This is a genomic window from Ruthenibacterium intestinale (assembly GCF_040096265.1).
Lineage (GTDB): Bacteria > Bacillota > Clostridia > Oscillospirales > Ruminococcaceae > Ruthenibacterium > Ruthenibacterium komagatae.
In genome coordinates this window covers 23,805-48,069 of the sequence record NZ_JBBMFA010000085.1, presented here as the reverse complement: position 1 = coordinate 48,069, position 24,265 = coordinate 23,805, and the positions used below count along the sequence as shown (strand labels likewise).

At 60.3% G+C, this 24,265-nt stretch carries 27 protein-coding genes; 17 read left to right on the top strand and 10 right to left on the bottom strand.

Annotation, left to right across the window (positions count from 1 at the left end):
• Positions 1 to 94: 94 nt before the first annotated feature.
• Entirely contained in the window at positions 95 to 1,489 is a 1,395-nt protein-coding gene (locus tag WMO24_RS07880; protein ID WP_349215848.1) for a Sapep family Mn(2+)-dependent dipeptidase, read from the bottom strand.
• A gap of 84 nt (positions 1,490 to 1,573) precedes the next feature.
• Between WMO24_RS07880 and WMO24_RS07875 the strand changes: the two genes are divergently transcribed.
• The gene (locus WMO24_RS07875) at positions 1,574 to 1,897 is read left to right on the top strand and encodes a NusG domain II-containing protein (protein WP_349215846.1); all 324 of its coding nucleotides are present in this window, start codon (positions 1,574 to 1,576) and stop codon (positions 1,895 to 1,897) included.
• A gap of 174 nt (positions 1,898 to 2,071) precedes the next feature.
• Entirely contained in the window at positions 2,072 to 3,847 is a 1,776-nt protein-coding gene (locus tag WMO24_RS07870; RefSeq protein ID WP_349215844.1) for a Na/Pi cotransporter family protein, read from the top strand.
• Positions 3,848 to 3,976: 129 nt separating this feature from the next.
• Here WMO24_RS07870 and WMO24_RS07865 read toward each other — a convergent pair whose 3' ends face one another.
• Positions 3,977 to 4,117 carry a hypothetical protein gene (locus tag WMO24_RS07865; RefSeq protein WP_349215842.1) on the bottom strand — a complete coding sequence of 47 codons (141 nt, stop codon included), beginning with the start codon at positions 4,115 to 4,117 and terminating at the stop codon, positions 3,977 to 3,979.
• 22 nt (positions 4,118 to 4,139) lie between these two features.
• Positions 4,140 to 4,697: a hypothetical protein gene (locus WMO24_RS07860; protein ID WP_349215840.1), complete on the bottom strand. Its 558-nt coding sequence runs from the start codon at positions 4,695 to 4,697 to the stop codon at positions 4,140 to 4,142.
• Between the two features lie 197 nt (positions 4,698 to 4,894).
• On the opposite strand from WMO24_RS07860, the gene rsxC reads away from it, so the two are divergent.
• The 9 genes from rsxC to WMO24_RS07815 all read left to right on the top strand — a co-directional run bounded on the left by rsxC (position 4,895) and on the right by WMO24_RS07815 (position 13,156).
• A complete protein-coding gene (rsxC, locus tag WMO24_RS07855; RefSeq protein ID WP_349215838.1) occupies positions 4,895 to 6,205 on the top strand; it encodes an electron transport complex subunit RsxC in 1,311 nt (436 codons plus the stop codon).
• 3 nt (positions 6,206 to 6,208) lie between these two features.
• The gene (locus tag WMO24_RS07850) at positions 6,209 to 7,141 is read left to right on the top strand and encodes an RnfABCDGE type electron transport complex subunit D (RefSeq protein ID WP_349215836.1); all 933 of its coding nucleotides are present in this window, start codon (positions 6,209 to 6,211) and stop codon (positions 7,139 to 7,141) included.
• On the top strand, positions 7,138 to 8,076 hold the full coding sequence (locus tag WMO24_RS07845; RefSeq protein ID WP_349215835.1) for an FMN-binding protein: 939 nt from the start codon (positions 7,138 to 7,140) through the stop codon (positions 8,074 to 8,076). Before WMO24_RS07850 ends, WMO24_RS07845 begins: the two co-directional genes overlap by 4 nt.
• A 4-nt stretch (positions 8,077 to 8,080) precedes the next feature.
• Positions 8,081 to 8,779 (top strand): electron transport complex subunit RsxE, encoded by a 699-nt coding sequence (rsxE, locus tag WMO24_RS07840; RefSeq protein ID WP_349215833.1) that lies wholly within the window; start codon positions 8,081 to 8,083, stop codon positions 8,777 to 8,779.
• Entirely contained in the window at positions 8,779 to 9,375 is a 597-nt protein-coding gene (locus WMO24_RS07835; RefSeq protein ID WP_349215832.1) for an electron transport complex protein RnfA, read from the top strand. Before rsxE ends, WMO24_RS07835 begins: the two co-directional genes overlap by 1 nt.
• A 16-nt stretch (positions 9,376 to 9,391) precedes the next feature.
• Positions 9,392 to 10,183, top strand: a complete 792-nt coding sequence (locus WMO24_RS07830; protein ID WP_349215830.1) for an RnfABCDGE type electron transport complex subunit B — start codon at positions 9,392 to 9,394, stop codon at positions 10,181 to 10,183.
• Between the two features lie 108 nt (positions 10,184 to 10,291).
• Positions 10,292 to 11,641 carry an MATE family efflux transporter gene (locus WMO24_RS07825; protein ID WP_349215829.1) on the top strand — a complete coding sequence of 450 codons (1,350 nt, stop codon included), beginning with the start codon at positions 10,292 to 10,294 and terminating at the stop codon, positions 11,639 to 11,641.
• Positions 11,642 to 11,752: 111 nt separating this feature from the next.
• Positions 11,753 to 12,550 carry an inositol monophosphatase family protein gene (locus WMO24_RS07820; RefSeq protein ID WP_349215827.1) on the top strand — a complete coding sequence of 266 codons (798 nt, stop codon included), beginning with the start codon at positions 11,753 to 11,755 and terminating at the stop codon, positions 12,548 to 12,550.
• A gap of 69 nt (positions 12,551 to 12,619) precedes the next feature.
• On the top strand, positions 12,620 to 13,156 hold the full coding sequence (locus WMO24_RS07815) for a DUF308 domain-containing protein (RefSeq protein ID WP_349215825.1): 537 nt from the start codon (positions 12,620 to 12,622) through the stop codon (positions 13,154 to 13,156).
• Between the two features lie 382 nt (positions 13,157 to 13,538).
• Here the strand turns inward: WMO24_RS07815 and WMO24_RS07810 are convergent, their stop codons facing one another.
• Genes WMO24_RS07810 through WMO24_RS07790 form a run of 5 tightly spaced genes read right to left on the bottom strand, consistent with a single transcriptional unit; the run spans position 13,539 to position 16,667 of the window.
• Positions 13,539 to 14,240: a PHP domain-containing protein gene (locus tag WMO24_RS07810; RefSeq protein WP_349215823.1), complete on the bottom strand. Its 702-nt coding sequence runs from the start codon at positions 14,238 to 14,240 to the stop codon at positions 13,539 to 13,541.
• Positions 14,237 to 14,581 carry a hypothetical protein gene (locus tag WMO24_RS07805; RefSeq protein WP_349215822.1) on the bottom strand — a complete coding sequence of 115 codons (345 nt, stop codon included), beginning with the start codon at positions 14,579 to 14,581 and terminating at the stop codon, positions 14,237 to 14,239. The genes WMO24_RS07810 and WMO24_RS07805 overlap by 4 nt, the downstream gene beginning before the upstream one ends.
• A gap of 3 nt (positions 14,582 to 14,584) precedes the next feature.
• Positions 14,585 to 15,862 carry a [Fe-Fe] hydrogenase large subunit C-terminal domain-containing protein gene (locus WMO24_RS07800; RefSeq protein ID WP_349215820.1) on the bottom strand — a complete coding sequence of 426 codons (1,278 nt, stop codon included), beginning with the start codon at positions 15,860 to 15,862 and terminating at the stop codon, positions 14,585 to 14,587.
• A gap of 33 nt (positions 15,863 to 15,895) precedes the next feature.
• On the bottom strand, positions 15,896 to 16,318 hold the full coding sequence (locus WMO24_RS07795) for an ATP-binding protein (RefSeq protein ID WP_349215819.1): 423 nt from the start codon (positions 16,316 to 16,318) through the stop codon (positions 15,896 to 15,898).
• A 1-nt stretch (position 16,319) separates the two neighbouring features.
• Complete coding sequence (locus WMO24_RS07790; protein WP_349215818.1) at positions 16,320 to 16,667, bottom strand: DRTGG domain-containing protein; 348 nt, start codon at positions 16,665 to 16,667, stop codon at positions 16,320 to 16,322.
• A gap of 231 nt (positions 16,668 to 16,898) precedes the next feature.
• Here WMO24_RS07790 and WMO24_RS07785 point away from each other — a divergent pair, with 231 nt between their 5' ends.
• Genes WMO24_RS07785 through WMO24_RS07765 form a run of 5 tightly spaced genes read left to right on the top strand, consistent with a single transcriptional unit; the run spans position 16,899 to position 21,887 of the window.
• The gene (locus tag WMO24_RS07785; protein ID WP_349215817.1) at positions 16,899 to 17,387 is read left to right on the top strand and encodes an NADH-quinone oxidoreductase subunit NuoE family protein; all 489 of its coding nucleotides are present in this window, start codon (positions 16,899 to 16,901) and stop codon (positions 17,385 to 17,387) included.
• Position 17,388: 1 nt separating this feature from the next.
• Positions 17,389 to 17,946 (top strand): ATP-binding protein, encoded by a 558-nt coding sequence (locus tag WMO24_RS07780; RefSeq protein ID WP_349215816.1) that lies wholly within the window; start codon positions 17,389 to 17,391, stop codon positions 17,944 to 17,946.
• Positions 17,943 to 18,314: a (2Fe-2S) ferredoxin domain-containing protein gene (locus tag WMO24_RS07775; protein WP_349215815.1), complete on the top strand. Its 372-nt coding sequence runs from the start codon at positions 17,943 to 17,945 to the stop codon at positions 18,312 to 18,314. Before WMO24_RS07780 ends, WMO24_RS07775 begins: the two co-directional genes overlap by 4 nt.
• A gap of 19 nt (positions 18,315 to 18,333) precedes the next feature.
• Complete coding sequence (gene nuoF, locus WMO24_RS07770; protein ID WP_349215814.1) at positions 18,334 to 20,124, top strand: NADH-quinone oxidoreductase subunit NuoF; 1,791 nt, start codon at positions 18,334 to 18,336, stop codon at positions 20,122 to 20,124.
• Between the two features lie 14 nt (positions 20,125 to 20,138).
• Positions 20,139 to 21,887, top strand: a complete 1,749-nt coding sequence (locus WMO24_RS07765) for an NADH-dependent [FeFe] hydrogenase, group A6 (protein WP_349215813.1) — start codon at positions 20,139 to 20,141, stop codon at positions 21,885 to 21,887.
• An 81-nt stretch (positions 21,888 to 21,968) separates the two neighbouring features.
• Here WMO24_RS07765 and WMO24_RS07760 read toward each other — a convergent pair whose 3' ends face one another.
• Positions 21,969 to 22,820 carry a hypothetical protein gene (locus WMO24_RS07760; protein ID WP_349215812.1) on the bottom strand — a complete coding sequence of 284 codons (852 nt, stop codon included), beginning with the start codon at positions 22,818 to 22,820 and terminating at the stop codon, positions 21,969 to 21,971.
• Between the two features lie 30 nt (positions 22,821 to 22,850).
• Positions 22,851 to 23,792 (bottom strand): ketopantoate reductase family protein, encoded by a 942-nt coding sequence (locus WMO24_RS07755; protein WP_349215811.1) that lies wholly within the window; start codon positions 23,790 to 23,792, stop codon positions 22,851 to 22,853.
• Here WMO24_RS07755 and WMO24_RS07750 point away from each other — a divergent pair.
• The gene (locus WMO24_RS07750; RefSeq protein WP_349215810.1) at positions 23,792 to 24,259 is read left to right on the top strand and encodes a hypothetical protein; all 468 of its coding nucleotides are present in this window, start codon (positions 23,792 to 23,794) and stop codon (positions 24,257 to 24,259) included. The genes WMO24_RS07755 and WMO24_RS07750 overlap by 1 nt on opposite strands.
• The last annotated feature ends 6 nt before the right edge of the window (positions 24,260 to 24,265 follow it).

Here is a 24,265-nt window from a genome sequence, read left to right as displayed (position 1 = left end):
GCCCTGTTCCCGCGGGAACAGGGCGCGCCTTTTTATGCGGCAAAAAGCGCCCGCCGCTTTCAAAAGCGGCGGGCGCCGGGGTTTGTGCGATGGATCAGAACTCCAGCTCCATCAGGCGGGACAGGGCCAGAATGTAGATCTTCAGGCTCTGCAAAAGACGGGCCACGGGCACGCCCTCGTTGGCGCCGTGCATGGCTCCCACAAAGGCAGGCATGGGTTCCTGGGGTTCTTCCATGCCGAAGCTGACCGCGTTTTCAAAGTGGCGGGCATAGGTGCCGCCGCCCATGGTGAAGGGCTTTTTGTTCTGGCCGGTCACTTCGTTGTAGGTGTCGATCAGCGTGCGGATGGCAGGGGAGTCCGGCTCGATATAGAAGGGCACGGCGGGTTTTTCGCCCGCGAAGGAAGCGCCGAACCGGGCCGCAAAGGCGCTCAGCTTTTCGCACATCTCATCGGCGGTGATGCAGGTGGGATAACGAATGTCGATGGTCTGGCACAGCCGGCCGTCCCGGGTTTCCACCGTGCCGCCGATGCAGGTCAGCGGGGTGAACACCTTGTCTTCGCAGTCAATGCCCGCAAACGAGCCGTCGGTCACGCGCAGCAGTTCGCGCTCCATGCGCAGCGCCGTGTTTTCCTCTTCCGAGCACAGGTCGTGGTCCAGCAGGTAGTCCACCACCAGCGCGATGGCGTTGACGGTCCCCTCGGGCAGAGAGGCGTGGCCGCCCTTGCCGTATCCGGTGATGCGCACCAGGCCCTCGCCCTCCTGTGTCACCTTCACACGGTCCGTGTCCGCAAGACCGGCTGCGTCGGCCTTGACGATGGCGAAAGCGCGGTCGGGCACCACGTTAGTGGCAACGCCGCCCTCCATCCGGACCAGGTTTCCGGTCAGGGCAGCGCTGGTAAATGTGCCGCCGTAGTGGCCTTTTTCGCCGTATCCCACCGGAAATTCTCCGTCCGGCGTGAAACAGAACGCGGGCTGCGGATAGCGGGACAGGTAGTAGTCCACATCTTCCATGCCGGTCTCCTCGGCGCAGCCCAGCAGGATGCGCAGCGTGTAGGGCAGCTCTTCGCCCTGCTCTTTGAAGAACTTGGCCGCATACAGCGTCAGCACCGCGGGGCCCTTGTCGTCGGCGGTGCCGCGGCCGATGACGTAGCCGTCCCGCTCCACCAAATCAAAGGGGTTTGAATCCCAGCCGTTGCCCTCGGGCACTACGTCCAGATGAGCAATGGTGGCGATTTGCTTTTCACTTTTGCCTGTGATCTGCGCATAGCCCATGTAGCCTTCGCAGTCGTGGGTCTCCAGCCCGAAACCGCGGGCCATGTCCAGGGCGGTGTCCAGCGCTTTGCGCACGTCGGCGCCGAAAGGCGCGCCGGGTTCGGGTGCGCTCTGCACGCTGGGAATGCACACCAGCGTCTTCAAATCGCGCAGAAGAGCGTCCTTGTTCTGTTCAATAAAAGCATCGATTTTCTGAATGCGTTGTGAATCGTTCATGGTTTGTTTCTCCCTGTTGTTTGAGTTTCTATCCCTTATTATAGTATAATGAAAAAAATACGCAAGAGAACGCAGGAGGCGTCCATGAAGAAAAACATTTTGTTCGCGCTGGTCATTCTGGCAGCGGCCGGCGCGCTGGTTCTGTGGGGCGCAGGCCGGGGCGCGGGCGCCCAGGCGGTGGTCAGCGTGGCGGGTGCCGAAACGCAGCGCATCCCGCTCTCCCGGGACGGGACCTATTCCATAGAGGGCGCGCCTTTTCCCGTGACGCTGGAAGTGCGGGACGGCGCCATCCGCTTTGTGGACAGCCAGTGCCCCGACCATATCTGCGAAAACTTCGGCTGGCTGAGCAAAGAGCACGACCAGGCGGTGTGCGCCCCGGCAGGTGTGGTGGTCAGCGTGGAGGAGTGAAGACTTTTTTCGTCAAAAAAACAGCTGTGCCCCTTGCGTGGGGCCCGGTGGGATGGTATCATAAATTCATGTAAGGTTTTTGAAAAATAAATGTCAACTTTCTGTAAACGAAGCGGCCGGAGCACATACGAGCCGCTTTGTTTTTGGGAAGAACGTTGTCAGCCGGAGGAATTTATGACGGTTTTTGACGTGATCAATCTTGCAGGCGGTATTGCGCTGTTTTTGTACGGCATGAGCATCATGGGTTCCGGCCTGGAAAAAATTGCCGGCGGAAAAATGGAAAGCATTTTGCAGAAGCTGACCGCATCCACCATCCGCGCGGTGCTGCTGGGTGCGCTGATCACCGGCATCATCCAGTCGTCGGCAGGTACCACCGTCATCGTGATCGGTCTGGTCAATTCCGGGATCATGCAGCTGAGCCAGGGCATCGGCATCATCATGGGTGCAAACATCGGAACAACGGTCACCGGCCAGCTGATCCGTCTGTCGGAGATGTCCGGCGGCAGCACCTGGATGGAGTTCTGCAAACCCGATACCTTCGCGCCGCTGGTGGCCTTTGCGGGGGCCATTCTGTATGTGTTCATCAAGGCGCCCAAAAAGCGGAACATCGGCCAGATCATGATGGGCTTTGGCCTTTTGTTCACGGGCATGGGCATCATGACCAGCTCGGTGGAACCGCTGCGCGACTCGCCCCTCTTCATTCAGCTGTTCACCTCGCTGCAAAACCCCATTCTGGGCGTTCTGGCGGGCATGCTGGTCACCATTGCCATTCAGTCCTCCTCTGCGTCGGTGGGCATTCTGCAGGCTCTCTCCAGCACCGGCGTGGTCACCTGGGGCAGCGCCATTCCCATCATTCTGGGCCAGAACATCGGCACCTGCTCCACACCGCTGATCGCGTCGGTGGGCGCGTCCAAAGCGGCCAAGCGCAGCGCCGTGGTCCATCTGTATTTCAACGTCATCGGTTCGCTGGTCTTTCTGGTGGTCATCTACGGCCTCAAAGCACTGTTCCAGTTCACCTGGTGGGATGAGCCCATCGGCATGGGCGACATCGCCAACTTCCACACCCTGTTCAATGTAGTGGTCACGGTGATGTTCATCCCCTTCGTGCGTCTGCTGGCAAAACTGGCGGAAATGACCATTCCCGATTCTGCCGGGGAGAAAACCGAAGTGGAGATCCCCGTGCTGGACGAACGCCTGATCACCTCGCCGGCCGTAGCCATTCAGCAGGCGAAGAGCGCCGTGGAGACCATGGCGCGCAACGCGCAGCTGAACTACGCCGCCGCCATCCCCGTGCTGTACAGTCATGACAGCGAGACGCTGAACCTGATCCACCAGCGGGAAAACATCATCGACCAGCTGGAGGTGGCCATCAGCAACTATCTGGTGAAAATCACCGACAAAGAACTGAGCGAGAACGAGAGTCACGCGGTCAGCGAGCTTTTAAACTTCATTGTGGAATACGAACGCATCGGCGATTACGCCATCAATGTGTGCGAGCGGTCGGGCGAGATGTTCGACAAGGAATTGTCGTTTACGGACAAGGCCAAAGCGGAACTGGCTGTGGTGGACAAAGCACTGCAGGAGATTCAGGACATCACCCTGCGCGCCTTTGAACAAAGCGACGCGACGGTGGCCGAACAGGTGGAGCCGCTGGAGGAGACCATCGATTTGATGATCGAGACCATGCGTTCGCGCCATATTCAGCGCCTGAAGACCGGCGAGTGCCAGATCGACGGCGGCACCATTTATCTGGAAATCCTCACCAATCTGGAGCGCATTTCCGACCACTGCTCCAACATTGCGGCCCGCATTGTGGGCAGTGAAGCGGATGTGGGCAATTTCGACGCCCACGCGTTCCGCCGGAACATGCACGACGGCTTTGTGCCCAATTTCAACGAAATGCTGGCAAAATACAAAGAAAAATATTACGAGCCTCTGTGTGAGATGTGAGAGACAGCTGCATCAAACGGGAGCGAGGGTGTGCCCTTGCTCCCGTTTTTGGTTGTGCGCCCGGCAGAACATAAAAAACGGCATGGCCCGAGCCATGCCGTTTTGCAAACCGTTTTGTCCGGCGCGTGTTTAAAACGCGTCCTCTTCGTCCTCGCCGTCGGAATAGATTTCAATGTAATCCGGGGTGGTCTTTTTGTCCCAGTACGCCAGCGCGCACACGGCCGCCGCGATCACTGCCAGCCAGCCCAGAAGTTTCAACACGAATTTCATCCTCAATACGCCTCCTCATTTTTCAATAGGGAACCACCAGAAGGGAGTCAAACCCTCTGGACGTGGGCACAGGCCCGCCGGCCGGCACGGGGAAGGCCGCGCCGAAGGCGGTTTCCGTCCGGTCAAACAAAAACACATTTCCGGGCAAAAGCATCCCGGCGTGGGGCGCACAGCCGAACCAGGTTTGGAACACATCGGCCTCCAGCACGCTTTCCGCGCCCCAGTATTCGCCCTGCTCGTCCTGTCCGGCCAACTGCCGAACACAGGGCGCCGTCAGGGTCTGCCGCAGCACATCGTCCTCGTACAGCGCCAGCTGACAGGGGGCGTCCTTGGCCAGCACGGCGAACAGATAGCGCCGCGCCGTGTCGTCCGCTGTCACGGCAAGCCCGATGCGGGCAGTGGCGGGGGGCTCGCCGTCAAACACCGTGACGCTGTAGTGCAGCGCTCCCTTGTGCACATAGCAGCGAAGATAGGAATAAACCTCTCCGCGCCGGGGCTGGCCATAGAATTCGGTCACCTTCAGCGCGGGCAGCGTCTCGAACGCAAGGGGCGAGGCGCTGTCAGTAACAAGAAACGGCAAAACGTTCCCTCCCGCAAAAAAGCTGTATAAGTTAGTATACCACATCGCCGGCGCGAAACGCAATGTTCGAGTTTGTGAAAGATTTATTTTTTGTTGACAGCGTCCCGCTGAATGTTAAAATAAAATAATGAAGGATTGCGGTTTTCTGCCCGCGGGCAGAGCCGTGAGAAGTAAGGAAGAGAAGAGGGATCACACTGATGTTAGCCAAACTGAAACGCAGCGCTGAAGGCGCGCGCGTGCCGCACCACAAAGGTACGGCGGAGCTGGCAACCGAGAAGATGCCCCTGCCCGAGAAGATCGTGCTGCCCATGCAGCAGCACATTGGCGCGCCCTGCACCCCTGCGGTGAAAAAGGGCGACACCGTCTATGTGGGCACCGTGGTGGGCACGGCGGGCGGTTTTGTCAGCGCGGACATCCATTCCGGCGTTTCCGGCACGGTGGAAGCGGTGGACAGCGTCCACATGCCCAACGGCGCCGTGGTTCCGGCAGTGGTCATCAAACCGGACGGAAACCAGACCCCCGACCCGGCCTGCAAACCGCCGGTGGTGACGGATGCGGCCAGCCTGGTGGCTGCGGCGCGTGCCTGCGGCCTGGTGGGCCTGGGCGGCGCGGGCTTCCCCACTGCGGTGAAGCTGTCGCCCAAGAATCTGGACCAGATCGATACACTGGTCATCAACGGCGCCGAGTGCGAGCCGTACATCACGGCCGACAACCGGGAATTCCTGGAGTGCAGCGATACTGTGATGCGCGGTGTGGCGGCCGTCAAAGAGTACCTGGGTATCCAAAAGGTCATCTTCGGCATCGAGCGCAACAAGCCCGAAGCCATTGATCTGATGTTCAGCCTGACCAAAGGCGACAGCAGTTATTCGGTGCAGCCTCTGGACAGCCGCTACCCCCAGGGCGCGGAAAAAGTGCTGATCGAAAAGACCACCGGCCGGGAAGTTCCCCGGGGCGGTCTGCCCAGCGATGTGGGTGTGATCGTGATGAACGTGACCACGGTGTCCACCCTGGGCAAGTTCCTGGATACAGGCATGCCGCTGACCACCAAACGCCTGACCGTGGACGGCGACGCTGTGACCACGGCCAAAAACGTGGAGGTCATCATCGGCACGCCCATGCAGGACGTGCTGGCATTCTGCGGCGTGAAAGAGGACATGGAAAAGCTGATCATGGGCGGCCCCATGATGGGCACTGCCGTGTTTGATCCCTCGTTCCCCGTGCTCAAACAAAACAACGCGCTGCTGGCATTTTCCGGCAAGAAGGCGCACCTGCCTGCGCCCGGCCCCTGCATCCGCTGCGGCCGCTGCATTGCGGCCTGCCCGCTGGGTCTGTCCCCGGTGGAGATTGCGGGCGCTTTCACAAAAGGCGATGTGGACGGGCTGAACCGGCTGATGGTGGATTTGTGCATGGGCTGCGGCAGCTGCACATTTGTGTGCCCGGCCAAGCGGCCGGTGGCGCAGACCATGAGCCTGGCCAAGGTCATGCAGAAGAACGGAGGGAAGAAGTAACGAATGGAACCGAAAAAATTAGTGGTTACCGCATCCCCTCATATTGTGGACCAGTCCTCCACCCGCGGGCTGATGGGGCATGTGATCATTGCGCTGATGCCCGCTCTGGTGGCCAGTGCCTTCATCTTCGGCTTCCGGGCATTGCTGGTCACAGGTGTGACCGTGGCGGCCTGTGTGGGCTTTGAGGCACTGTACTGTGTTTTGATGAAAAAGCCTGTTCCCGTGGGCGACCTGTCCGCGGTGGTCACGGGCCTGATTCTGGCGTTCAACCTGCCGGCCACCATTCCTCTGTGGATCGCCGTGGTGGGCGCGTTCATCGCCATTGTAGTGGTAAAACAGCTGTTCGGCGGCATTGGCTGCAACTTTGCCAACCCCGCGCTGGTGGGCCGCATCGCTCTGTTTGTGGGCTTTGCGGGCCGCATGACGGCGTATGCTTTCCCCGAGACGGACATTGACGTGCTGGCTACTGCCACGCCGCTGGTGGCGGGCAAGAGCCTGTCCAGCATGGACATGCTGTTCAACCTGGCCTTCGGCATCCACGGCGGCGTGCTGGGCGAGACCTGCTCGGTCATGCTGCTGCTGGGCGGCATTTACCTGATCGTCACGCGCACCATCTCCGCGGCCATTCCGGTGGCCTATCTGGGCACTGTGGCGGTCCTGAGCCTTGTGTTTGGCCAGGACGTGGTGCTGCAGCTGCTGGGCGGCGGCCTGCTGCTGGGCGCGTTCTTCATGGCCACGGACTATGTGACCAGCCCCTTCACCCTGAAGGGCAAAATCGTGTACGGCATCGGCCTGGGCGTCATCACCTGCGCCATCCGGTTCTGGGGCAACATGGCCGAGGGCGTCAGCTTCTCGCTGTTGATCATGAACCTGCTGGTTCCGTACATCAATGACCTCACCCGTCAGAAACCGCTGGGAGGTGTGAAGTCAAAATGAAAAATGTGTGGAACGATTTTGTAAAACCCATTGTGGTTTTGGGTGTCATCTGCCTGGTGGCCAGCGCGCTGCTGGCAGGCACCAACGGCCTGACGGCTCCCATCATTCAGGCCAATACCGAGCGCACGGCCAACGCCAACCGCACCGAGCTTTTGCCGGAGGCGGACACCTTCACCAAAGTGGAGTGCACGGTGGAAGGCGTGACCGAGGCCTACAAAGCGGACAACGGCGCGGGCTATGTGATCACGGCCGCGTCCAAGGGCTACGGCGGCGACGTGCCCGTGATGGTGGCCTTTAACAGCGAGGGAACCATCACCGCGGTGAAATTCCTGGACAACGACGAGACCCCGGGCCTGGGCCAGAAAGTGAAAAACGAGGACTTCAGCGGCCAGTTTGCGGGCCGTGAGGCACAGGAGATGACCCTTGAGGACATCGACGCCATCTCCGGCGCCACCATTTCCTCCCGCGCGGCCGTCAACGGCATCAACAGTGCCATTGAAGCGTACAACGTGCTGTCCGGCAACAGCGAGGGAAAAACCGAACTGACTGCGGACGAGATCCGCGCGGCGGTGCTGCCCGATGCGGGCGAGCTGACGCCGGTGGAACTGGATGCGCCGGGCGTGACCGAGGCGTACAAAGGCTCCAATTACGGCTACCTGATTTATGTGGAAGGCGCGGGCTACCACGACAAACCCATGTACGCGGCGGTGGGCTTTGACGATGACGGTGTCATCACGGGCCTGTGGACCGACGGCATGGGCGAGGGCGAGCCTGTGCGCGAAGCCTTCACCGGTCTGGGCCTGGCTGACCAGCTTATTGGAAAAACCGATGCGTCCGAATTTGACGGGGTGGCCGGCGCCACCATGTCCAGCGATTTGATGCGCAAAACCATTCAAATGGCTGTAGACGCGTTTCAACTGGTAAAGGAGGCGTAAAAGGATGAGCGGAAAACTGAAAATTCTCACCAACGGCCTCCTGAAAGAGAACCCCTCTCTGCGCCTGGTGCTGGGCACCTGCCCCACTCTGGCGGTGACGACTCTGGCCGTGAACGGCCTGGGCATGGGCCTGGCAGCCACCTTCGTGCTGATCTGCTCCAACATCGCCATTTCCGCTTTGCGGAAAATCATTCCCGACAAGGTCCGCCTGCCGGCCTACATCACAGTGATCGCCACCTTCGTGACGGTGCTGCAGATGCTGGTCAAGGCGTATCTGCCTTCTCTGGATTCGGCGCTGGGCATTTTCCTGCCGCTGATCGTCGTGAACTGCATCATTCTGGGCCGTGCGGAGATGTTCGCATCCAAACACGGCATTCTGGATTCGGCGCTGGACGGCCTGGGTATGGGCCTGGGCTTCACCCTGACGCTGATGGTGATGGGTTCCATCCGTGAGCTGCTGGGCGCGGGCACGCTGTTCGGCGTGCAGATCATGCCTGCCAGCGTGGACCCCATGACCGTGTTCATCACCCCGCCGGGCGGCTTCTTCGTGTTCGGCTGCCTGATGGCACTGGTGATCTGGATCGAGACCAAGACCAACAACCGCATCCCCCGCAAGATGGGGTGCGAGGGCTGCCCTGCCAAGGGTGCCTGCGCAGGCGGCTGTGAAAGCGGCGCACAAGCGGCGGAAGGAGGCGAGGCGTAATGGCGGCAAGTCTTGCAATGATCTTTTTCAGCATGATCCTGGTGAACAACTACGTCCTCGTACAGTTCCTGGGCATCTGCCCGTTTTTGGGCGTATCCAAAAAGCTGGATTCCGCCTTTGGTATGTCCTGCGCGGTGATTTTCGTCATGGCGCTGGCCACTGCGGCGACCTGGCCGATCTACACCTATATTCTGGAGCCCCAGGGCCTGGCTTATCTGCAGACCATCGTGTTCATCCTGGTCATTGCAGTGCTGGTGCAGCTGGTGGAGATCATCATGAAAAAATACATGCCTCCGCTGTATAAGGCGCTGGGCGTGTATCTGCCCCTCATCACCACCAACTGCGCGGTGCTGGGCGTGACCATCTCGGTCATCGACGAGGGCTACAACTTTGTCGAGAGCCTGGTCTGCGCGGTGGGCGCCGGCTTCGGCTTCATGCTGGCCATGGTGCTGTTCGCGGGCGTGCGCAAACGCCTGGAGGACGCCAAACCGCCCAAATGCTTCGAGGGTCTGCCCATCACGCTGGTCAGCGCCAGTGTGGTAAGCCTGTCTTTCATGGGCTTCGGCGGCATCATCGAAAATATTTTCGGCGCATAAAAGGGGGAGAAGGCATATGAGTATCGTAACAGCGGCGGTGGTCGTCACCGTCATCGGCCTTCTCGGCGCCGCCATCCTGGTGGTGGCCGCGCACTTTTTCCATGTGGAGGAGGACGAGCGCGTGGGCAAGGTGCTGGAGTGCCTGCCCGGCGCGAACTGCGGCGCCTGCGGCTATGCCGGCTGCGCCGATTACGCCAAGGCCATCGTGGCCGGCGCACCGGTGAACAAATGCGTTCCCGGCGGCGCGGCGTCTGCCCAGGGGGCTGCGGCCGTCATGGGTGTCGAGGCCGGCGAAGTGGTCAAGCGCAAAGCCATTGTGGCCTGCCAGGGCAGCTATGAGCACACCAGCGACAAGTACGCTTACGAGGGCATCGAAAGCTGCGCGGCCTGCGCGGCCCTGTACAAAGGCCGCTCCGCCTGCGAGTTCGGCTGTCTGGGCTACGGCGATTGCCAGAAGGCCTGCAAGTTTGATGCCATCATCGTGTCCAACGGGCTGGCCCGGGTCAACCCCGAAAAGTGCACCGGCTGCGGCGCCTGTGCCGAGGCCTGCCCCAAACACATCATTGAGGTTCGGCCGGAGAGCGAAAAACCCATGGTGCTGTGCGCCAACCGCGACCGCGGCGCTTTGACCCGCAAAGCCTGTACCGCGGGCTGCATCGGCTGCATGAAGTGCCAGAAAGCCTGCCCGGTGGAGGCCATCAAAGTGGTGGACAATGTGGCTCACATCGACGTGGACAAGTGCATCGGCTGCCGCAAATGCGTCAACGAGTGCCCGGTGCATGCCATCACAATTCCCAAAGTGGTTTGACACATTTTCAAAACCCGCGCAGTCCGAATGCGGTCTGCGCGGGTATTTTGCGGCTTAAAGTATATTTTTAATATAAAAATACTGTTTGTATATTAGAGAGGGATCGATTTGAACACGAAAACGGTTGGACCTGCCTTCTATAAAAGTCTGGCGGCCATAGCCCTGCCGGTGGCGCTGCAGAACCTGATCTCCTTCAGCGTGAACCTGATGGACACCATTATGCTGGGAAGCCTGGGCGAGGTGGCTCTGTCCGCCAGCAGCCTGGCCAATCAGGTGTTTTTCATCTACACGGTGGCGGTGTTCGGCATTGCCAGCGGCGCAACGGTTTTGTGCAGTCAGTATTGGGGCAAAAAAGACGTGGAAGCCATCCGCCGGGTGACGGCGCTGTCTCTGCGGCTGGCGGCGGCCGTGGGGGTGGGAACCACGGTGGTTCTGCTGCTGTTTCCCCGGCAGGTGATGCAGATTTTCACCAGCGAGGCGGATGTGATCGCCGCGGGAGTGGATTATTTGCGCATCGTCTGTTTTTCCTATTTGTTTTACGGTGTGACCGCCACGTTCCTGATGGTGCTGCGCAGCACCGAGACCGTGCGGATCTCGGTAGTCATTTACGCGGTGTCCTTTGTGGTGAATGTGGGCGGAAACTACGCGTTCATCTTCGGCCGGTTCGGTGCGCCCCGCATGGGGGTGGCCGGCGCGGCGGTGGGCACCGTGCTGGCCCGCGTGGCGGAATTCATTCTGGTGCTGGGGTACATGGCCTTTTGGGAAAAGAAGCTGCGCTTCAAGCCGCAGATGATCGCCCTGCCGTCCCAGGGGCTGGGCCGGGACTTGTGGCACTACGGTCTGCCGGTCATGCTCAACGAGCTGCTGTGGAGCCTGGCCATTTCCATGCATTCGGTGGTGCTGGGGCACATGGGCAGCGACGCAGTGGCCGCCAACAGCATCTGCTACATCATGTATGAGATGGTCACCAGTGTGATTCTGGGCGTGGCCAACGGTTCGGCGGTGCTGGTGGGCAAGATCATCGGGGAAGGGGACTGGGCTTATGCCCGGGCCTGCGTGTCCCGTCTGGTGCGGGTGTATGCCGTGCTGGGGGTGGTTTGCGCCGTGCTGGTGTTTGCCGTGGGGCTGCCCATGCTGGCGCTGTACGACATTCAGCCGGGTACCGTGGCGCTGGCCAAACAGCTGCTGGGGGTCTATGCGTTCGCCATGTTCTTCCAGGCGTTTACCTGCTCGCTGATCAGCGGCGTTCTGCGGGGCGGCGGCGACACGCGCTTTGCCATGGCGGTGGATGCGGGCTGCATCTGGGCCATGGTCCCGCTGGGTGCGGCGGCCGCGTTCCTGCTGGGCGCACCTGCCGCTGTGGTGCTGTTTGTGCTGAAATTTGACATGCCTGTCAAGGCGGTGCTGTGTCTGCGGCGGTTGGCCGGCGGGCAGTGGATGCGCAGCGTGACGCGATAACCGATTCGGCGAAGTGCTCTTTTGTAGGGTGCTTCGCCGTTTTTGCTGTGGCGGGAAAGCGGCGCTGTGGTATAATGCGGGTAGAACAACTGCAATTTCAGGAGGCAGATTATGATTTCAGCGGAAAAGAAAATGCTGCTGGCACAGCAGGTGGAAGCCATTGCCCGGAAAGCCGGAAAATGGATGGCCGGCCACAAAATCAGCCAGGTCACAACAAAGGGAGGCGTCTCCAACGTTGTGACGGACATCGACATCCAATGTCAGCGGCTCATCATTGAAGAATGCACCCGGTGCCTGCCGGAAAGCGTGATTCTGGCCGAGGAGGAAAACAGGCAGCAAATCGGTGAAGAATTTACCTGGGTCATCGACCCCATCGACGGAACCACCAATTATTTGTACGATTACCGGCATTCCTGTGTGTCCATTGCGCTCTATTATCAAAAAGAAGGGCTGATCGGCGTTGTCTACGACCCTTACCTGGACGAGTGCTTTGTGGGAATCGAAGGTGTGGGCAGCACCTGCAACGGACAGACGATCCGGGTGAGCGGCAACGACTTTTCCCATGCGCTGATGATGGTGGGAACGGCCCCCTACAACAAAGAAATGGCCGACAAAACCTTTGCCGTTCTGAAACGGCTGTTTGTGGAGACCCGCGACATTCGAAGAAGCGGAAGCGCGGCTTTGGACCTGTGTTATCTGGCCTGCGGCAGGATCGACGGCTTTTTTGAACCGGTGCTGCAGCCCTGGGACTACGGCGCGGGAAGCATCCTTGTAAGAAACGCGGGCGGAACGCTGGAAGCGATGACGGAAGGCGCTTTGACGCAGCTGAAGCCCACCGGGATCATTGCGTCCAACGGCACATGCCATGCCGCACTGCGAAGTGTGATTCTGGAGGGAGAAACAGGCTGACCGGGTGAAAAAACGCATGAACCGGCCGTGGGCTGCTTATACTGACAGAGAGGGAAAGGAGCAATGAATATGTTTGGCTTTTTCTGGACGCGCAGCGCCTCGCTGGGGCTGGCGTTGCTTTATATGGCACTGGGACTTGTGTTTTTGTTCTTCCCGGAGATGACAGGCACGGTGTTCTGCTGGGCGCTGGCCGCGGGCGCGGCCGTCTTTTCCGTGGGGCGGCTGGTGCGGTGGCGCCAGGCCGAGCAGGCGGGCCGCCGCGCCTCGGGCGAACTGGTCATCGGCCTGCTGTTTGCGGGTCTGGCCGTATTCTGCGTGCTGGGCGCGCGGGTGATCCTTTCCTTTGTGCCGCTGGTGTCCGGCCTTCTGCTTCTGGTGGACGGCGTGGGAAAACTGCCCCTGGCGCTGGACGCAAAGCGGGACGGCTCTTCGGTGTTTATACCGCTGCTGGCGTCGGCGCTGGTGCCGCTGGTTCTGGGAATCATCATGATCATGGACCCCTTTGGCGTGACCAGAGCGGTCATCCGTTTTCTGGGACTCAGCCTGCTTTTGGACGGAATCTGCGATCTGGGCACGGTGCTGTATGCCCGTTCCCAAGGTCAATAAAAAACGCCTGTCCCGGAAACCCGGGACAGGCGTTTTTGTGTGCGGTCGGATGGCCGCTTTTTTTCCAAAGGGAACGAACAGGAAGGGCAGCGCCCAAACGATCACGGACGTGAGCCAGCTGTTCCACCCAAGCCAAAAGAGCCCCTGCGCCACAAAGCCGCCCCACTGGCTGACTTCGGAATAGAAAACGGCAAAGGCTGCGCCGATGGTCGTGTGCTGTGTAAAATACGCAATCAGCCAGCCGGCCACGTTCAGAATCACCAGGCCCCAGACGGACCATCAGCTGAAAACAGATCCACCCAGCGGGGAGACAGTAGTCTGAAACTTTCCACCAGGAACGTTTCAGACTTTCTTTCACGGACGACACCTCCGCGTTCGGGACTTATTTTTTTAAAAGGCGTACAAGGGGAAAGTCCTCGTCCATTTCGTACAGCCGGCAGGCCACATCTTCCATGCGATGAGCGTCCGAAGAAAAAAACATCGGCTTTTCGGCAGGGAAGAAACCACAGCGGACCAGTTTGGCCGCGTGCTCCGGGTCGCGGACCTCCAGCAAATCAAAGTCCGTGTCCATGGGCCAGCCGCCCAGCACGGAAAACAGCGAGTAGCTGTCCGCGTCCGCGTGAGCCGGCACGGGAATGCCGCCCAGGGACCGGCACAGCGCTGCCGTTTGCGCCAGGGACAGATCCAGCGCGCCCGTCAACAGTTTCGGCACCTGGTCCAGCACCTGGTCGTTTTCATCCATGACCAGCTGCCGGCCCCAGATGGCCGGGTCGTAGGGAAAGGCAGGCAGCGCCCGGTACAGGCGCTCGGAAAAATCCAGCGCGGTCTCCACATCGGGAAAATAGCACAGCAGATGGATCTCTTCCCGGGTGTTGGCCTCTACCCCGGGCAGCAGCTGCAGCCCGTAGGCGTCGCAGGCAGCCTTGGCCGCCGGCAGGCTGAGGGCGCTGTTGTGATCCGTGACGGCGATCAGGTCCGCACCCGCCAGCTTGGCCAGCCCTGCCGCGGTGGCGGGGGTCAAATCGTCCTCAGCGCAGGGGGAAAGGCAGGTGTGAATGTGAAGATCCGCCCGCAGCGCGCTCACGGCGCAGGCGGCGTCAGCCCCAGTCGGGTGGCCGCCAGAAAGGACGCCTCAAATTCCGGAAGGTCGGTGGTATACAGTGTCACGCCCTGCTGTGCGGCACGCTGCACAGCCACCTCATCCCAGACGGCTTCGTGGCACAGCACCACGCAGGCGCAGTCCGCCAGCGCGGCCACGGCCACGGTGTTCACGTTGCCCATCACGGTGAACCAGATGTCACCTTCCTTGGCACGGCCCATGGCCCAGGACAGAAGATCGCCGGTGAAAACACCGGTCACCGTGCGCTCTCCGTCGCCCGCCGCAGGGCAAAAGCCGCAGGCGGCGCATAATGTTTCACTTGTCATTGTTTACTCACCCTTTCCCAGTGCGCGCAGCACCGCTTCCATGCGGCGGCGCATCAGCACGGTGCAGTCGTTGATATCTGCGTTGCCGCGCACCACGTCTTCCGCCAGAGACGCACAGGTGGGCGCTCCGCAGGAACCGCAGTCCAGCCCCGGAAGCATGGCGGTGATCTCTTCCATACGGGCATACCGTTCGAACCGTTCGGCCCGTGTCTCGCCCAGCTCCATCACCGGGTTGTAACGCACGTCCCGGTCCCAGCGCACCAGTTCGGCCAGCTCGTCGGTAATGTGGTTCAGGCTCACGGGCATGGTGCGGCGCAAATGCTTCATTTTGGCCTTGGCAATGTAGGGGTTTTCCACCTGCAGAACGCCGCCCACGCAGCCGCCCGCGCAGGCGTTCAGCTCTACAAAATCCAGATCCGGATATTTTTCGTCTTCCAGGTCACTGAGCACGCGAATCACGTTTTCAATGCCGTCCGCCGCCAGATACCGTTCGGTGGACATCAAAGCGGCCGCCTCGCCGCCGCTTTCGCCCCAGCCCAAACCGATGCGTCCCGCACCCGCCAGATATTCCACGGGCGCGGCCTTCTTCATGGCACTGAGCAGCGGGGGATAGATGTCCTTCACCGCCACTGCCGCATCCACCGCGCTCTCGCCCGAGCCGATGGGCGCGTGAATGGCCGATACCTTGGCCGGGCAGGGGGTGATGAAAATGCAGCCGATCTCTGTGGGAGGCAGACCGGTTTTGCGGATGGCTTCGTCCTTGGCCATCCGGGCCGCCAGCTCCATGGGGGAGATCAGGGGAAGAATGTGGTCCATCAGCTGCGGAAAACGCACACAGATCAGCCGCGTTACTGCCGGGCACGCCGAGGAGATCACCGGCCGGGGAAGATCCCGGCTCTGCATCAGCCGACGGGTCGCCTCGCTGATCAGTTCCGCGGCCCGCGCCACCTCAAACACGCTGTCAAAACCCAGCCGCAAAAGCCCCTCCAGCACCACGTCCTGTTCGTCCAGATTGTTGAACTGAACGTACAGGCTGGGCGGCGGCAAAGCGATCTTATAGGCATAGCGGTCCAGCACCTCCAGCGGATCAGACACGGCGCGCTTGGCGTGATGCGGGCAGATGCGGATGCATTCTCCGCAGTCCACGCACCGCTCGGAGATGATGGCAGCCTTGCCGTCCCGCACGCGGATGGCCTCGGTGGGACAGCGCTTGATGCAGTTGATGCACCCCTTGCACAGCTCGCGGTTCAGTGTCACGGAGTGGACGGATGGACGGTCCATGGGCGCGCCTCCTCTCTGGAAATGCGGACCGGGTCAGGCGATGGACACCGCCATGTTGACAGTGGTTCCCACGCCGACGGTGGATTGAATGTCAAATTCATCGGAATATTTTTTCATGTTGGGCAGACCCATGCCTGCCCCGAACCCCAGGCTGCGCACCTCGTCCGGCGCAGTGGAGTAGCCTTCACTCATGGCCAGCGAAAGGTCCGCGATGCCCGGCCCCTGGTCGGACAGGCACATGCGGACCGTATCGTCTGTGATCTCCACATCGATGTCGCCGCCGCCGGCATGAATGGCCAGATTGATCTCGCCCTCGTACAGGGCAATGGATACTTTTCGGATGGCCGTGGGGGGCACGCCCAGTTTTTTCAGCCGGCTTTTCAAGTCGGCGCTGGCCTCGCCCGCCCGGGTGAAATCATCTCCGGGAACGATGTAGTGCAGATGGATGCCTCCCATCTCAGCCCACCCCCCCGCGCAGCCCTTGTTCGTACAGCAGACCGCAGGCGGTGAACATGGTCAGATCCGTGCTCATCACGGCAATGCCGCGCTGCTGCGCCAGTGAAAGCAGCAGATCGTCCGGTTTTTTGCCCCGCACAAACACAATGCACACCATGTCCATCATGTCGGCGGTGCGCACCACCTGCGGGTTGTTCAGCCCGGTCAGCAGCACGGCCTGGTCCTTCACGTAGGCGAGCACGTCGCTCATCATGTCGCTGCCGCAGGCGGTGTGTACCTCCCGGCTGCAGTCGGCCTCAGGAGTCAAAAGGCGGGCGTTCAGCGTTTCCAAAATTTGAGAAATGGTCATGGTCAGTCGCTCCTTCCGTATGGCGTGGGGGCTTTTCTTTTACATTATAAAGCAAGATTTCAAAAAAGCATATGAGCGAGTTGCATAGTTTTGACTATGAAAATTCTACCTATTGACGGAATTTTTTGCACGATTTTTGACGGTTTTTTAACAAAGTGTATGATATAATGAGAGTTGTATTATGCGGGGCGGCGCCCCGCACTGCGCAATTTATATCGGGAGGAAGTTTGTATGAGGCGCTTTTCCACTGTGCCGTTCAAGGGCACGAAAGAACAGGAGGCACAGTTGCTGTCCTGGCTTGAAGAGCACAAGACGATGCCGGGCGTGGCTATGCCCGCGTTGCAGAAAGCTCAGGAAATCTACGGTTATCTTCCCATCGAGGTGCAGCGCATCGTGGCCGACGCGCTGGGTAAACCTCTGGCGGAGATTTACGGAATTTCCACCTTCTATTCGCAGTTCAGCCTGTGTCCCAAGGGCGAGTATAAGATCAGCGTGTGTCTTGGCACCGCTTGTTACGTAAAAGGCTCGGGCAAAATTTATGAGGCGCTCCAACAAAAGCTGGGAATCACCGGCGGCGAGTGCACCGCCGACGGCAAGTTCAGCCTGGATGCGTGCCGGTGCATCGGTGCCTGCGGTCTGGCGCCGGTCATGACCATCAACGATGACGTTTACGGCCGTCTGACCGGCGACGAGCTGGACAGCATTTTGGCCAAGTATTAAGATGCAGGAATTGTCGATGCACGTGCTGGACGTGGCGGAAAATTCCGTCGCGGCAGGCGCGAAGCTGGTGCACATCACATTGGAGGCAGACGCGGCCCGCGACCTGCTGGCCCTGACCATTGAAGACGATGGAAAAGGCATGGACCCGCAGGTGGCCGCACAGGTGACCGACCCGTTTTACACCACCCGCACCACCCGCAAGGTGGGGCTGGGGCTGCCGCTTTTAAAAATGGCAGCCGAGCTGACGGGCGGTGAAATGCACCTTCAGTCCCAGCCGGGAAAGGGAACGAAGGTGTGCGCGCGCTTTGGCCTTAGCCACATTGACCGGGCGCCTTTGGGCGACATGGCCTCCACCGTGGGCGGGCTGATCCAGTGCTCGCCGCAGATCGATTTTGTTTACACCGTGCGCACGCCGGACGGAGAGTTTGTGGCCGACACCCGGCAGCTGCGCGAGATTTTGGGGGATGTGCCCCTGTCGGAGCCGGCTGTGGCCCAGTGGGTGCGCGAATACATCGACGAAAACACACGTCCAATTTTACAAAGGAGCAATTTGATATGAAAAGTTTACAGGAGCTTGCCGCCATCCGCGACCGGATGAAACAAACGGTCAACACCCGTGAGGCGGCCCACGACACCACCCGCGTGGTGGTGGGCATGGCCACCTGCGGCATTGCCGCCGGGGCACGCCCGGTTCTGAATGCCTTTACCGAAGAGATCGCACGCCGCGAGCTGTCGGGCGTTCTGGTCACCCAGACCGGCTGCATCGGTCTGTGCCAGTACGAGCCCATCGTGGAAGTGACCACGCCGGGTGCGGACAAAGTTACATATGTGAAAATGACCCCCGAAAAGGTATCCCGCGTGGTGGCCGAGCATCTGATCGGCGGCAAACCCGTGGTGGAGTACACCATCGGCGCGTCCACACGCTGAGAGAGGGGGAGGAACGCACATGTACAGAAGTCACGTCATGGTGTGCGGCGGCACAGGCTGCACATCCTCCAACAGCGACAAGATCGCCGCTGCCTTTGAGACCGAGATTCTGGCCACCGGTCTGGAGAACGAAGTCAAGGTCATCCGCACGGGCTGTTTCGGCCTTTGCGCCCTGGGCCCCATTGTGGTCATTTATCCTGAGGGCAGCTTTTACAGCATGGTCAAAGAGGAAGACGTCAAGGAGATCGTGGATGAGCATCTGCTGAAGGGCCGTCCCGTCACCCGTCTGCTCTACGACGAGACCGTGGCCGAGGACAATTCCATCAAGAGCCTGGATGAAACGGCGTTCTACAAGAAACAGCTGCGCGTAGCTCTGCGCAACTGCGGCGTCATCAACCCGGAGAACATCGACGAGTACATCGCCTTTGACGGCTATGCCGCTCTGGGCAAGGTGCTGACGGAAATGACGCCCGAGCAGGTCATTCAGACCATGCTGGATTCCGGTCTGCGGGGCCGCGGCGGCGCGGGCTTCCCCACCGGCCTGAAATGGAAATTTGCGGCCGGCAACAAAGCCGACCAGAAATATGTATGCTGCAACGCCGACGAGGGTGACCCCGGCGCGTTTATGGACCGCTCCATTCTGGAAGGCGACCCCCACGTGGTCATCGAGGCCATGGCCATTGCGGCCTACGCCATCGGCGCCAGCCAGGGCTACATTTATGTGCGTGCGGAGTATCCCATCGCGGTGCACCGTTTGCAGGTGGCCATCAGCCAGGCCCGGGAATACGGCCTGCTGGGTGACGATATCTTCGGCACGGGCTTCCATTTTGATCTGGACATCAAGCTGGGCGCCGGCGCTTTCGTGTGCGGCGAGGAGACCGCGTTGATGACCAGCATCGAGGGCAAGCGCGGTGAGCCGCGTCCCCGTCCTCCCTTCCCGGCGGTCAAGGGCCTGTTCGGCAAGCCCACCATTCTCAACAACGTGGAAACCTACGCCAACGTGCCGCAGATCATTCTGAAGGGCGCTGAGTGGTTCTCCTCTATGGGTACCGAGAAGAGCAAGGGCACCAAGGTGTTTGCACTGGGCGGCAAAATCAAAAACACGGGCCTGGTGGAGATTCCCATGGGTACCACCCTGCGCACCATCGTCGAAGAGATCGGCGGCGGCATCCCGGGCGGCAAGAAGTTCAAAGCGGCCCAGACCGGCGGCCCCTCGGGTGGCTGCATTCCCGCCAGCCTGATCGATACCCCCATCGACTATGACAACCTGATCGCCATCGGCTCCATGATGGGTTCCGGCGGCCTGATCGTCATGGACGAGGACACCTGCATGGTGGATATCGCGAAATTCTTCCTGGAGTTCACCGTGGACGAGAGCTGCGGCAAGTGCACGCCCTGCCGCGTGGGCACCAAGCGCCTTCTGGAGCTTTTGAACAAGATCACCGACGGCACCGGCACCATGGAAGATCTGGAGAAGATCGACGAACTGGCGCAGTTTATCAAAGCCAACAGCCTGTGCGGCCTGGGCCAGACGGCGCCCAACCCCGTCCTCTCCACCCTGCGCTACTTCCGCGACGAGTACGTGGAGCACATTGTGAACAAACGTTGCCCGGCGGGCGTTTGCAAGGCGCTGCTCAACTACAAGATCGACCCCGTCAAGTGCAAAGGCTGCACCCTGTGCGCCCGTTCGTGCCCGGCCGGCGCGATCGTGGGGACCGTGCGTCAGCCGCACACCATTGACGTGTCCAAGTGCGTGAAGTGCGGCGCCTGCATGGAAAAATGCAAATTCGGCGCTATCAGCAAAGGTTAAGGGAGGGAGCCAACATGGAAACTGTGAACATTAAAATCAACGGCGTATCCTATGAGGTCGCCGCCGGCTCCACCATCCTGGAAGCCGCTCACAGCGTGGGCATTGAGATCCCCACTCTGTGCTATCTGAAAGAAATCAACGAGATCGGCGCCTGCCGTATCTGCGTGGTGGAAGTGAAGGGCGCCCGCAGCCTGGTCACCGCCTGCGTGTACCCCGTCAACGAGGGCATGGAGATCATCACCAACTCCGAGAAGGTCATGGCATCCCGCCGGACCAATCTGGAGCTGATCCTGTCCACCCACGACCAGAACTGCCTGTCCTGCGTGCGTTCTACCGACTGCGAGCTGCAGAAACTGTGCCGCGACTACGGCGTGGACGGCCACCGCTTCACCGGCGATAAGGAGCACTACGACATCGACGACAGCGCTCCGCACATGATTCGCGACAACAACAAGTGCATTCTGTGCCGCCGCTGTGTGGCGGCCTGCAAAGCCAACCAGGCCGTGGGCGTCATCGGCCCCACCGAGCGCGGCTTTGCCACCCACATCGCCTGCGCCTTCGAAGCGCCTTTGGGCGACAGCCCCTGCGTATCCTGCGGCCAGTGCATCACGGTGTGCCCCACCGGCGCTCTGACCGAGAAGGACGACACCGCCAAGGTGTGGGAAGCGCTGCACGACCCCAGCAAGCATGTGGTGGTGCAGCCCGCGCCCAGCGTGCGCGCCACTTTGGGCGAATGCTTCGGCATGCCTGTGGGCACCAACGTGGAAGGCAAAATGGTGGCTGCTCTGCGCCGTCTGGGCTTTGACGGCGTGTTCGACACCGATACCGCGGCGGACTTCACCATCATGGAAGAGGCCACCGAGTTTGTGCATCGGGTCCAGAACGGCGGCGCGCTGCCGCTGATCACCAGCTGCAGCCCGGGCTGGGTCAAGTTCTGCGAGACGTATTATCCGGACATGATCCCCAATCTGTCCAGCTGCAAATCGCCCCAGCAGATGTTCGGCGCACTGACCAAGACCTACTACGCCCAGAAAATGGGCCTGGACCCCCACGATATCGTGTGTGTGTCCGTGATGCCCTGCACGGCCAAGAAATTTGAAATCGGCCGCGACGATATGTCCGCCGCGGGCGACGGCATTCCCGATGTGGATATCTCCATCACCACCCGCGAGCTGGGCCGCATGATCCAGCGGGCCGGCATTCAGTTCCAGGCGCTGCCCGACGAGGAGTTTGACCCCGCCCTGGGCGAGAGCACCGGCGCGTCCGTCATCTTCGGCGCCACCGGCGGCGTGATGGAAGCGGCTCTTCGCACTGCGGTGGAGCTGGTCACCGGCGAGAGCGCCCCGGCTGTGGATTATGCCGAAGTGCGCGGCACGGCCGGCATCAAGGAAGCCACCTACGAGGTGGGCGGCCTGAAGCTGAACGTGTGTGTGGCCTCCGGCCTGTCCAACTGCGATCAGGTGCTGAAGGCAGTCCAGTCCGGCGAGAAGCACTATGACTTCATCGAGTTCATGGCCTGCCCGGGCGGCTGCGTCAACGGCGGCGGTCAGCCCACGCAGCCCGCCAGCGTGCGCAACTTTGTGGATCTGCGCGGCCTGCGCGCCAAAGCCCTGTATGCTGAGGACGAAGCCAAGGCGATTCGCAAGAGCCACGAGAATCCGCTGCTCAAGAAAGTCTATGCCGACTATCTGGGCGAGCCGGGCGGCGAGAAAGCGCATCACATCCTGCACACAAGCTATGTGAAACGGGAAAAACTGTATTAAAAACAGCGAAAAGGCGCGGGCACAGGCCCGCGCCTTTTTTATTGAAAAACGCCGGAAAGATTCTCTTTCCGGCGTTTTGTGTTATGCGATGCCCGGGATCCACATGCTGACCTGAACACCCGCCCAAAAGGACAGCACGTTGGCCGCCAGCGCATACAGCACCGCCTTTTTGCCGGACCGTCCCGGGGTGAGCAAGCTGGCATACAGTACTGCTTCCACGGCAAAAACCACCAGCTCCAGCCCGAAGTATGCCAGCAGAAAAGCAAAAAGCCCCGCCTGCCAGTTGGCCAGGTTGATGAGCAGGTTCAGCCCCAGCTGAGTACACACATTGACCAGCGTCACAATGCGCAGCTGCCGCGCGCTGCGGTAGCCGAACAGCAGCGCCAGCAAAAGTTCCACAGCCAGCGTCAGCGCCATGCGGGCCAGCATGGAGAGAATTTCCCAGGTGAAATCATACGTCTTTTCCGCGGTGAACACGCCGTTTTCCGCGCGGGTCAAATCCACGGTGAAATAACTGTCAAAGGCGTACCGCTCGTACACCGGGCTGGTCCAAAACTGGCCGCTGTCCGGGAAATACAGCAGAATTTTAAAGGTGCCGGGCGGATAATAGGTCCAGTCCAGCAGGCCGGCCTCGCTGCAGTCCCAAATCTCCTGTAAAAAATAGAAGCCATCCGGGTCCTGATAGTCCACAAAAGCTTGCCAGATCTCCTCTTCTCCCTCCTCGTACCGGGCGTGCTCCGACGACCCGTCCCAAGCCGAAGAAGGACCGGTGGAGGCAGTGCTGGAAAGCAGCGTGCCATAGCAGCGCTGCTGCGGTGCAGGCGAAAAAACCACCCGTACCGATGGCTTGGGCCCCGCGTCGGCGTAGGCAGTCAAAGGCAGGGCAAAGAACAGAGCGGCAAGAAGAAAAAACGCAAACAGTCGCTGTTTCATCGGGGCACCTCGCTTTTTAAAAAGAGATGGTCACATGTTTCGCAGCATTTGGTCATACCGTTCGGACAAAGGTACGGAGATGCCCAGCCGGTGGGCTTCCCGCACCAGATACCCGCTGAAGGTGTCCCGCTCGCTCTCGCGGGGCGGCGCGTCGTCAGCAGGGTGCAGATCCCGCTGAAGGGAACTGGTGGCGTCATCCTCCAATTTGTGCAGGAAACGATCGTATTCCGCCAGCGCGATCTCCCGGGTGAGAGCAACGCCCTTGGCCTGAGCCACCGCAAGGGTCTCCAGAAGCAGATCCCGGTACTCCTGCCTTGTGACGGGGTCATCCCGCAGCTGGCCGATGGTGCGGTTGTATGCGGCCGTCAGCACATTGTAGGCGCAGTTCAGCATATACTTGCGCCAGATCTCCGCCTGAATGTCCGCGCAGATCTGTGTGTCGATCCCGGCGTGGACCATCATGTCCCTTGTGCGCTCCACAGCGGCCTGCTGAGCGGGTGTGGCGTGGGGGATGCCCAGCTTCACCGTGGTGAAATCGCCTTGCTGCGTCACGGAAAAATCCGGGTTGGAAAAGCCCACGGTGTAAATCAGCGATTCCACCACGGTTCCGCGCCCTACAAAGGTGCGCACCCGCTCGGCAGGGTCCACGCCGTTCATCACCGGGATGATCACGGTGTGGTCGTCCACGCTGGCGCCCAGGGTTTTGCACGCCTGCTCCAGCGAATAGTTTTTTACACAGATGAACAGATAGTCCAGCGGCGCCAGTTCCGCGGCGGTCTCTACCACCCGGGCGGGCCGGGCCGTGATTTCGCCGCTGTATTCGCTGTGCAGCTGAAGGCCGTGGGCCTCCAGCGCCGCCTTGCGCGGGCCGCGGGCCACGAAAGAAACGTCAGAATATGTGCTGGCCAGCATGCCGGCCAGATAGCCGCCCACACCGCCGATGCCCAATACGGCAATCTTGCAATCTTCCATTGAAATTTTCCCCTCCTCTTGCTGCTCTTATTATAGCGCACGGGGCAGGCCGGTTCAATGTTTGCCCGGACGGCAAAAGAGGCTTTACCCTGCGAAGGTTTTGTGGTAGTATGAAACCAACTTCGTTCAAGTTTACCGAAAATTTTATGCAGAGAATCGGGAGAAAAACAATGGTGCAGGCATCCAAACAAAAGCCTGTCCAGGACAAACGGAAGCAGCAGATCGATGCGCAGGCAAAAAGCCATTCGCTTGAATATGTCATTGCAGCGGCACAAATTTTAACAATTTTGTGCCTGTTCAAAGGCAATCCGGCATGGAAAGGAAGCTTGTCTTTGCTGTTCTTTGGAGTTGCGTTTGAATTGTTTTACAAAAATCAGCAGTATGCCGAAAAAACATATCGCCAGGTGGGAGCGCTGTTTCTGGCAGCAGGAATCGCCTTTTTGGCCTGGTTTGGAGTGACGAGATAAAGAAAC

Coding starts and splice junctions, on each gene's coding strand:
- WMO24_RS07880 (WP_349215848.1), bottom strand. CDS start 1,489: ATGAACGATTCACAACGCATTCAGAAAATCGATGCTTTTATTGAACAG.
- WMO24_RS07875 (WP_349215846.1), top strand. CDS start 1,574: ATGAAGAAAAACATTTTGTTCGCGCTGGTCATTCTGGCAGCGGCCGGC.
- WMO24_RS07870 (WP_349215844.1), top strand. CDS start 2,072: ATGACGGTTTTTGACGTGATCAATCTTGCAGGCGGTATTGCGCTGTTT.
- WMO24_RS07865 (WP_349215842.1), bottom strand. CDS start 4,117: ATGAAATTCGTGTTGAAACTTCTGGGCTGGCTGGCAGTGATCGCGGCG.
- rsxC (WP_349215838.1), top strand. CDS start 4,895: ATGTTAGCCAAACTGAAACGCAGCGCTGAAGGCGCGCGCGTGCCGCAC.
- WMO24_RS07850 (WP_349215836.1), top strand. CDS start 6,209: ATGGAACCGAAAAAATTAGTGGTTACCGCATCCCCTCATATTGTGGAC.
- WMO24_RS07845 (WP_349215835.1), top strand. CDS start 7,138: ATGAAAAATGTGTGGAACGATTTTGTAAAACCCATTGTGGTTTTGGGT.
- rsxE (WP_349215833.1), top strand. CDS start 8,081: ATGAGCGGAAAACTGAAAATTCTCACCAACGGCCTCCTGAAAGAGAAC.
- WMO24_RS07835 (WP_349215832.1), top strand. CDS start 8,779: ATGGCGGCAAGTCTTGCAATGATCTTTTTCAGCATGATCCTGGTGAAC.
- WMO24_RS07830 (WP_349215830.1), top strand. CDS start 9,392: ATGAGTATCGTAACAGCGGCGGTGGTCGTCACCGTCATCGGCCTTCTC.
- WMO24_RS07820 (WP_349215827.1), top strand. CDS start 11,753: ATGATTTCAGCGGAAAAGAAAATGCTGCTGGCACAGCAGGTGGAAGCC.
- WMO24_RS07815 (WP_349215825.1), top strand. CDS start 12,620: ATGTTTGGCTTTTTCTGGACGCGCAGCGCCTCGCTGGGGCTGGCGTTG.
- WMO24_RS07805 (WP_349215822.1), bottom strand. CDS start 14,581: ATGACAAGTGAAACATTATGCGCCGCCTGCGGCTTTTGCCCTGCGGCG.
- WMO24_RS07800 (WP_349215820.1), bottom strand. CDS start 15,862: ATGGACCGTCCATCCGTCCACTCCGTGACACTGAACCGCGAGCTGTGC.
- WMO24_RS07795 (WP_349215819.1), bottom strand. CDS start 16,318: ATGGGAGGCATCCATCTGCACTACATCGTTCCCGGAGATGATTTCACC.
- WMO24_RS07790 (WP_349215818.1), bottom strand. CDS start 16,667: ATGACCATTTCTCAAATTTTGGAAACGCTGAACGCCCGCCTTTTGACT.
- WMO24_RS07785 (WP_349215817.1), top strand. CDS start 16,899: ATGAGGCGCTTTTCCACTGTGCCGTTCAAGGGCACGAAAGAACAGGAG.
- WMO24_RS07780 (WP_349215816.1), top strand. CDS start 17,389: ATGCAGGAATTGTCGATGCACGTGCTGGACGTGGCGGAAAATTCCGTC.
- WMO24_RS07775 (WP_349215815.1), top strand. CDS start 17,943: ATGAAAAGTTTACAGGAGCTTGCCGCCATCCGCGACCGGATGAAACAA.
- nuoF (WP_349215814.1), top strand. CDS start 18,334: ATGTACAGAAGTCACGTCATGGTGTGCGGCGGCACAGGCTGCACATCC.
- WMO24_RS07765 (WP_349215813.1), top strand. CDS start 20,139: ATGGAAACTGTGAACATTAAAATCAACGGCGTATCCTATGAGGTCGCC.
- WMO24_RS07760 (WP_349215812.1), bottom strand. CDS start 22,820: ATGAAACAGCGACTGTTTGCGTTTTTTCTTCTTGCCGCTCTGTTCTTT.
- WMO24_RS07755 (WP_349215811.1), bottom strand. CDS start 23,792: ATGGAAGATTGCAAGATTGCCGTATTGGGCATCGGCGGTGTGGGCGGC.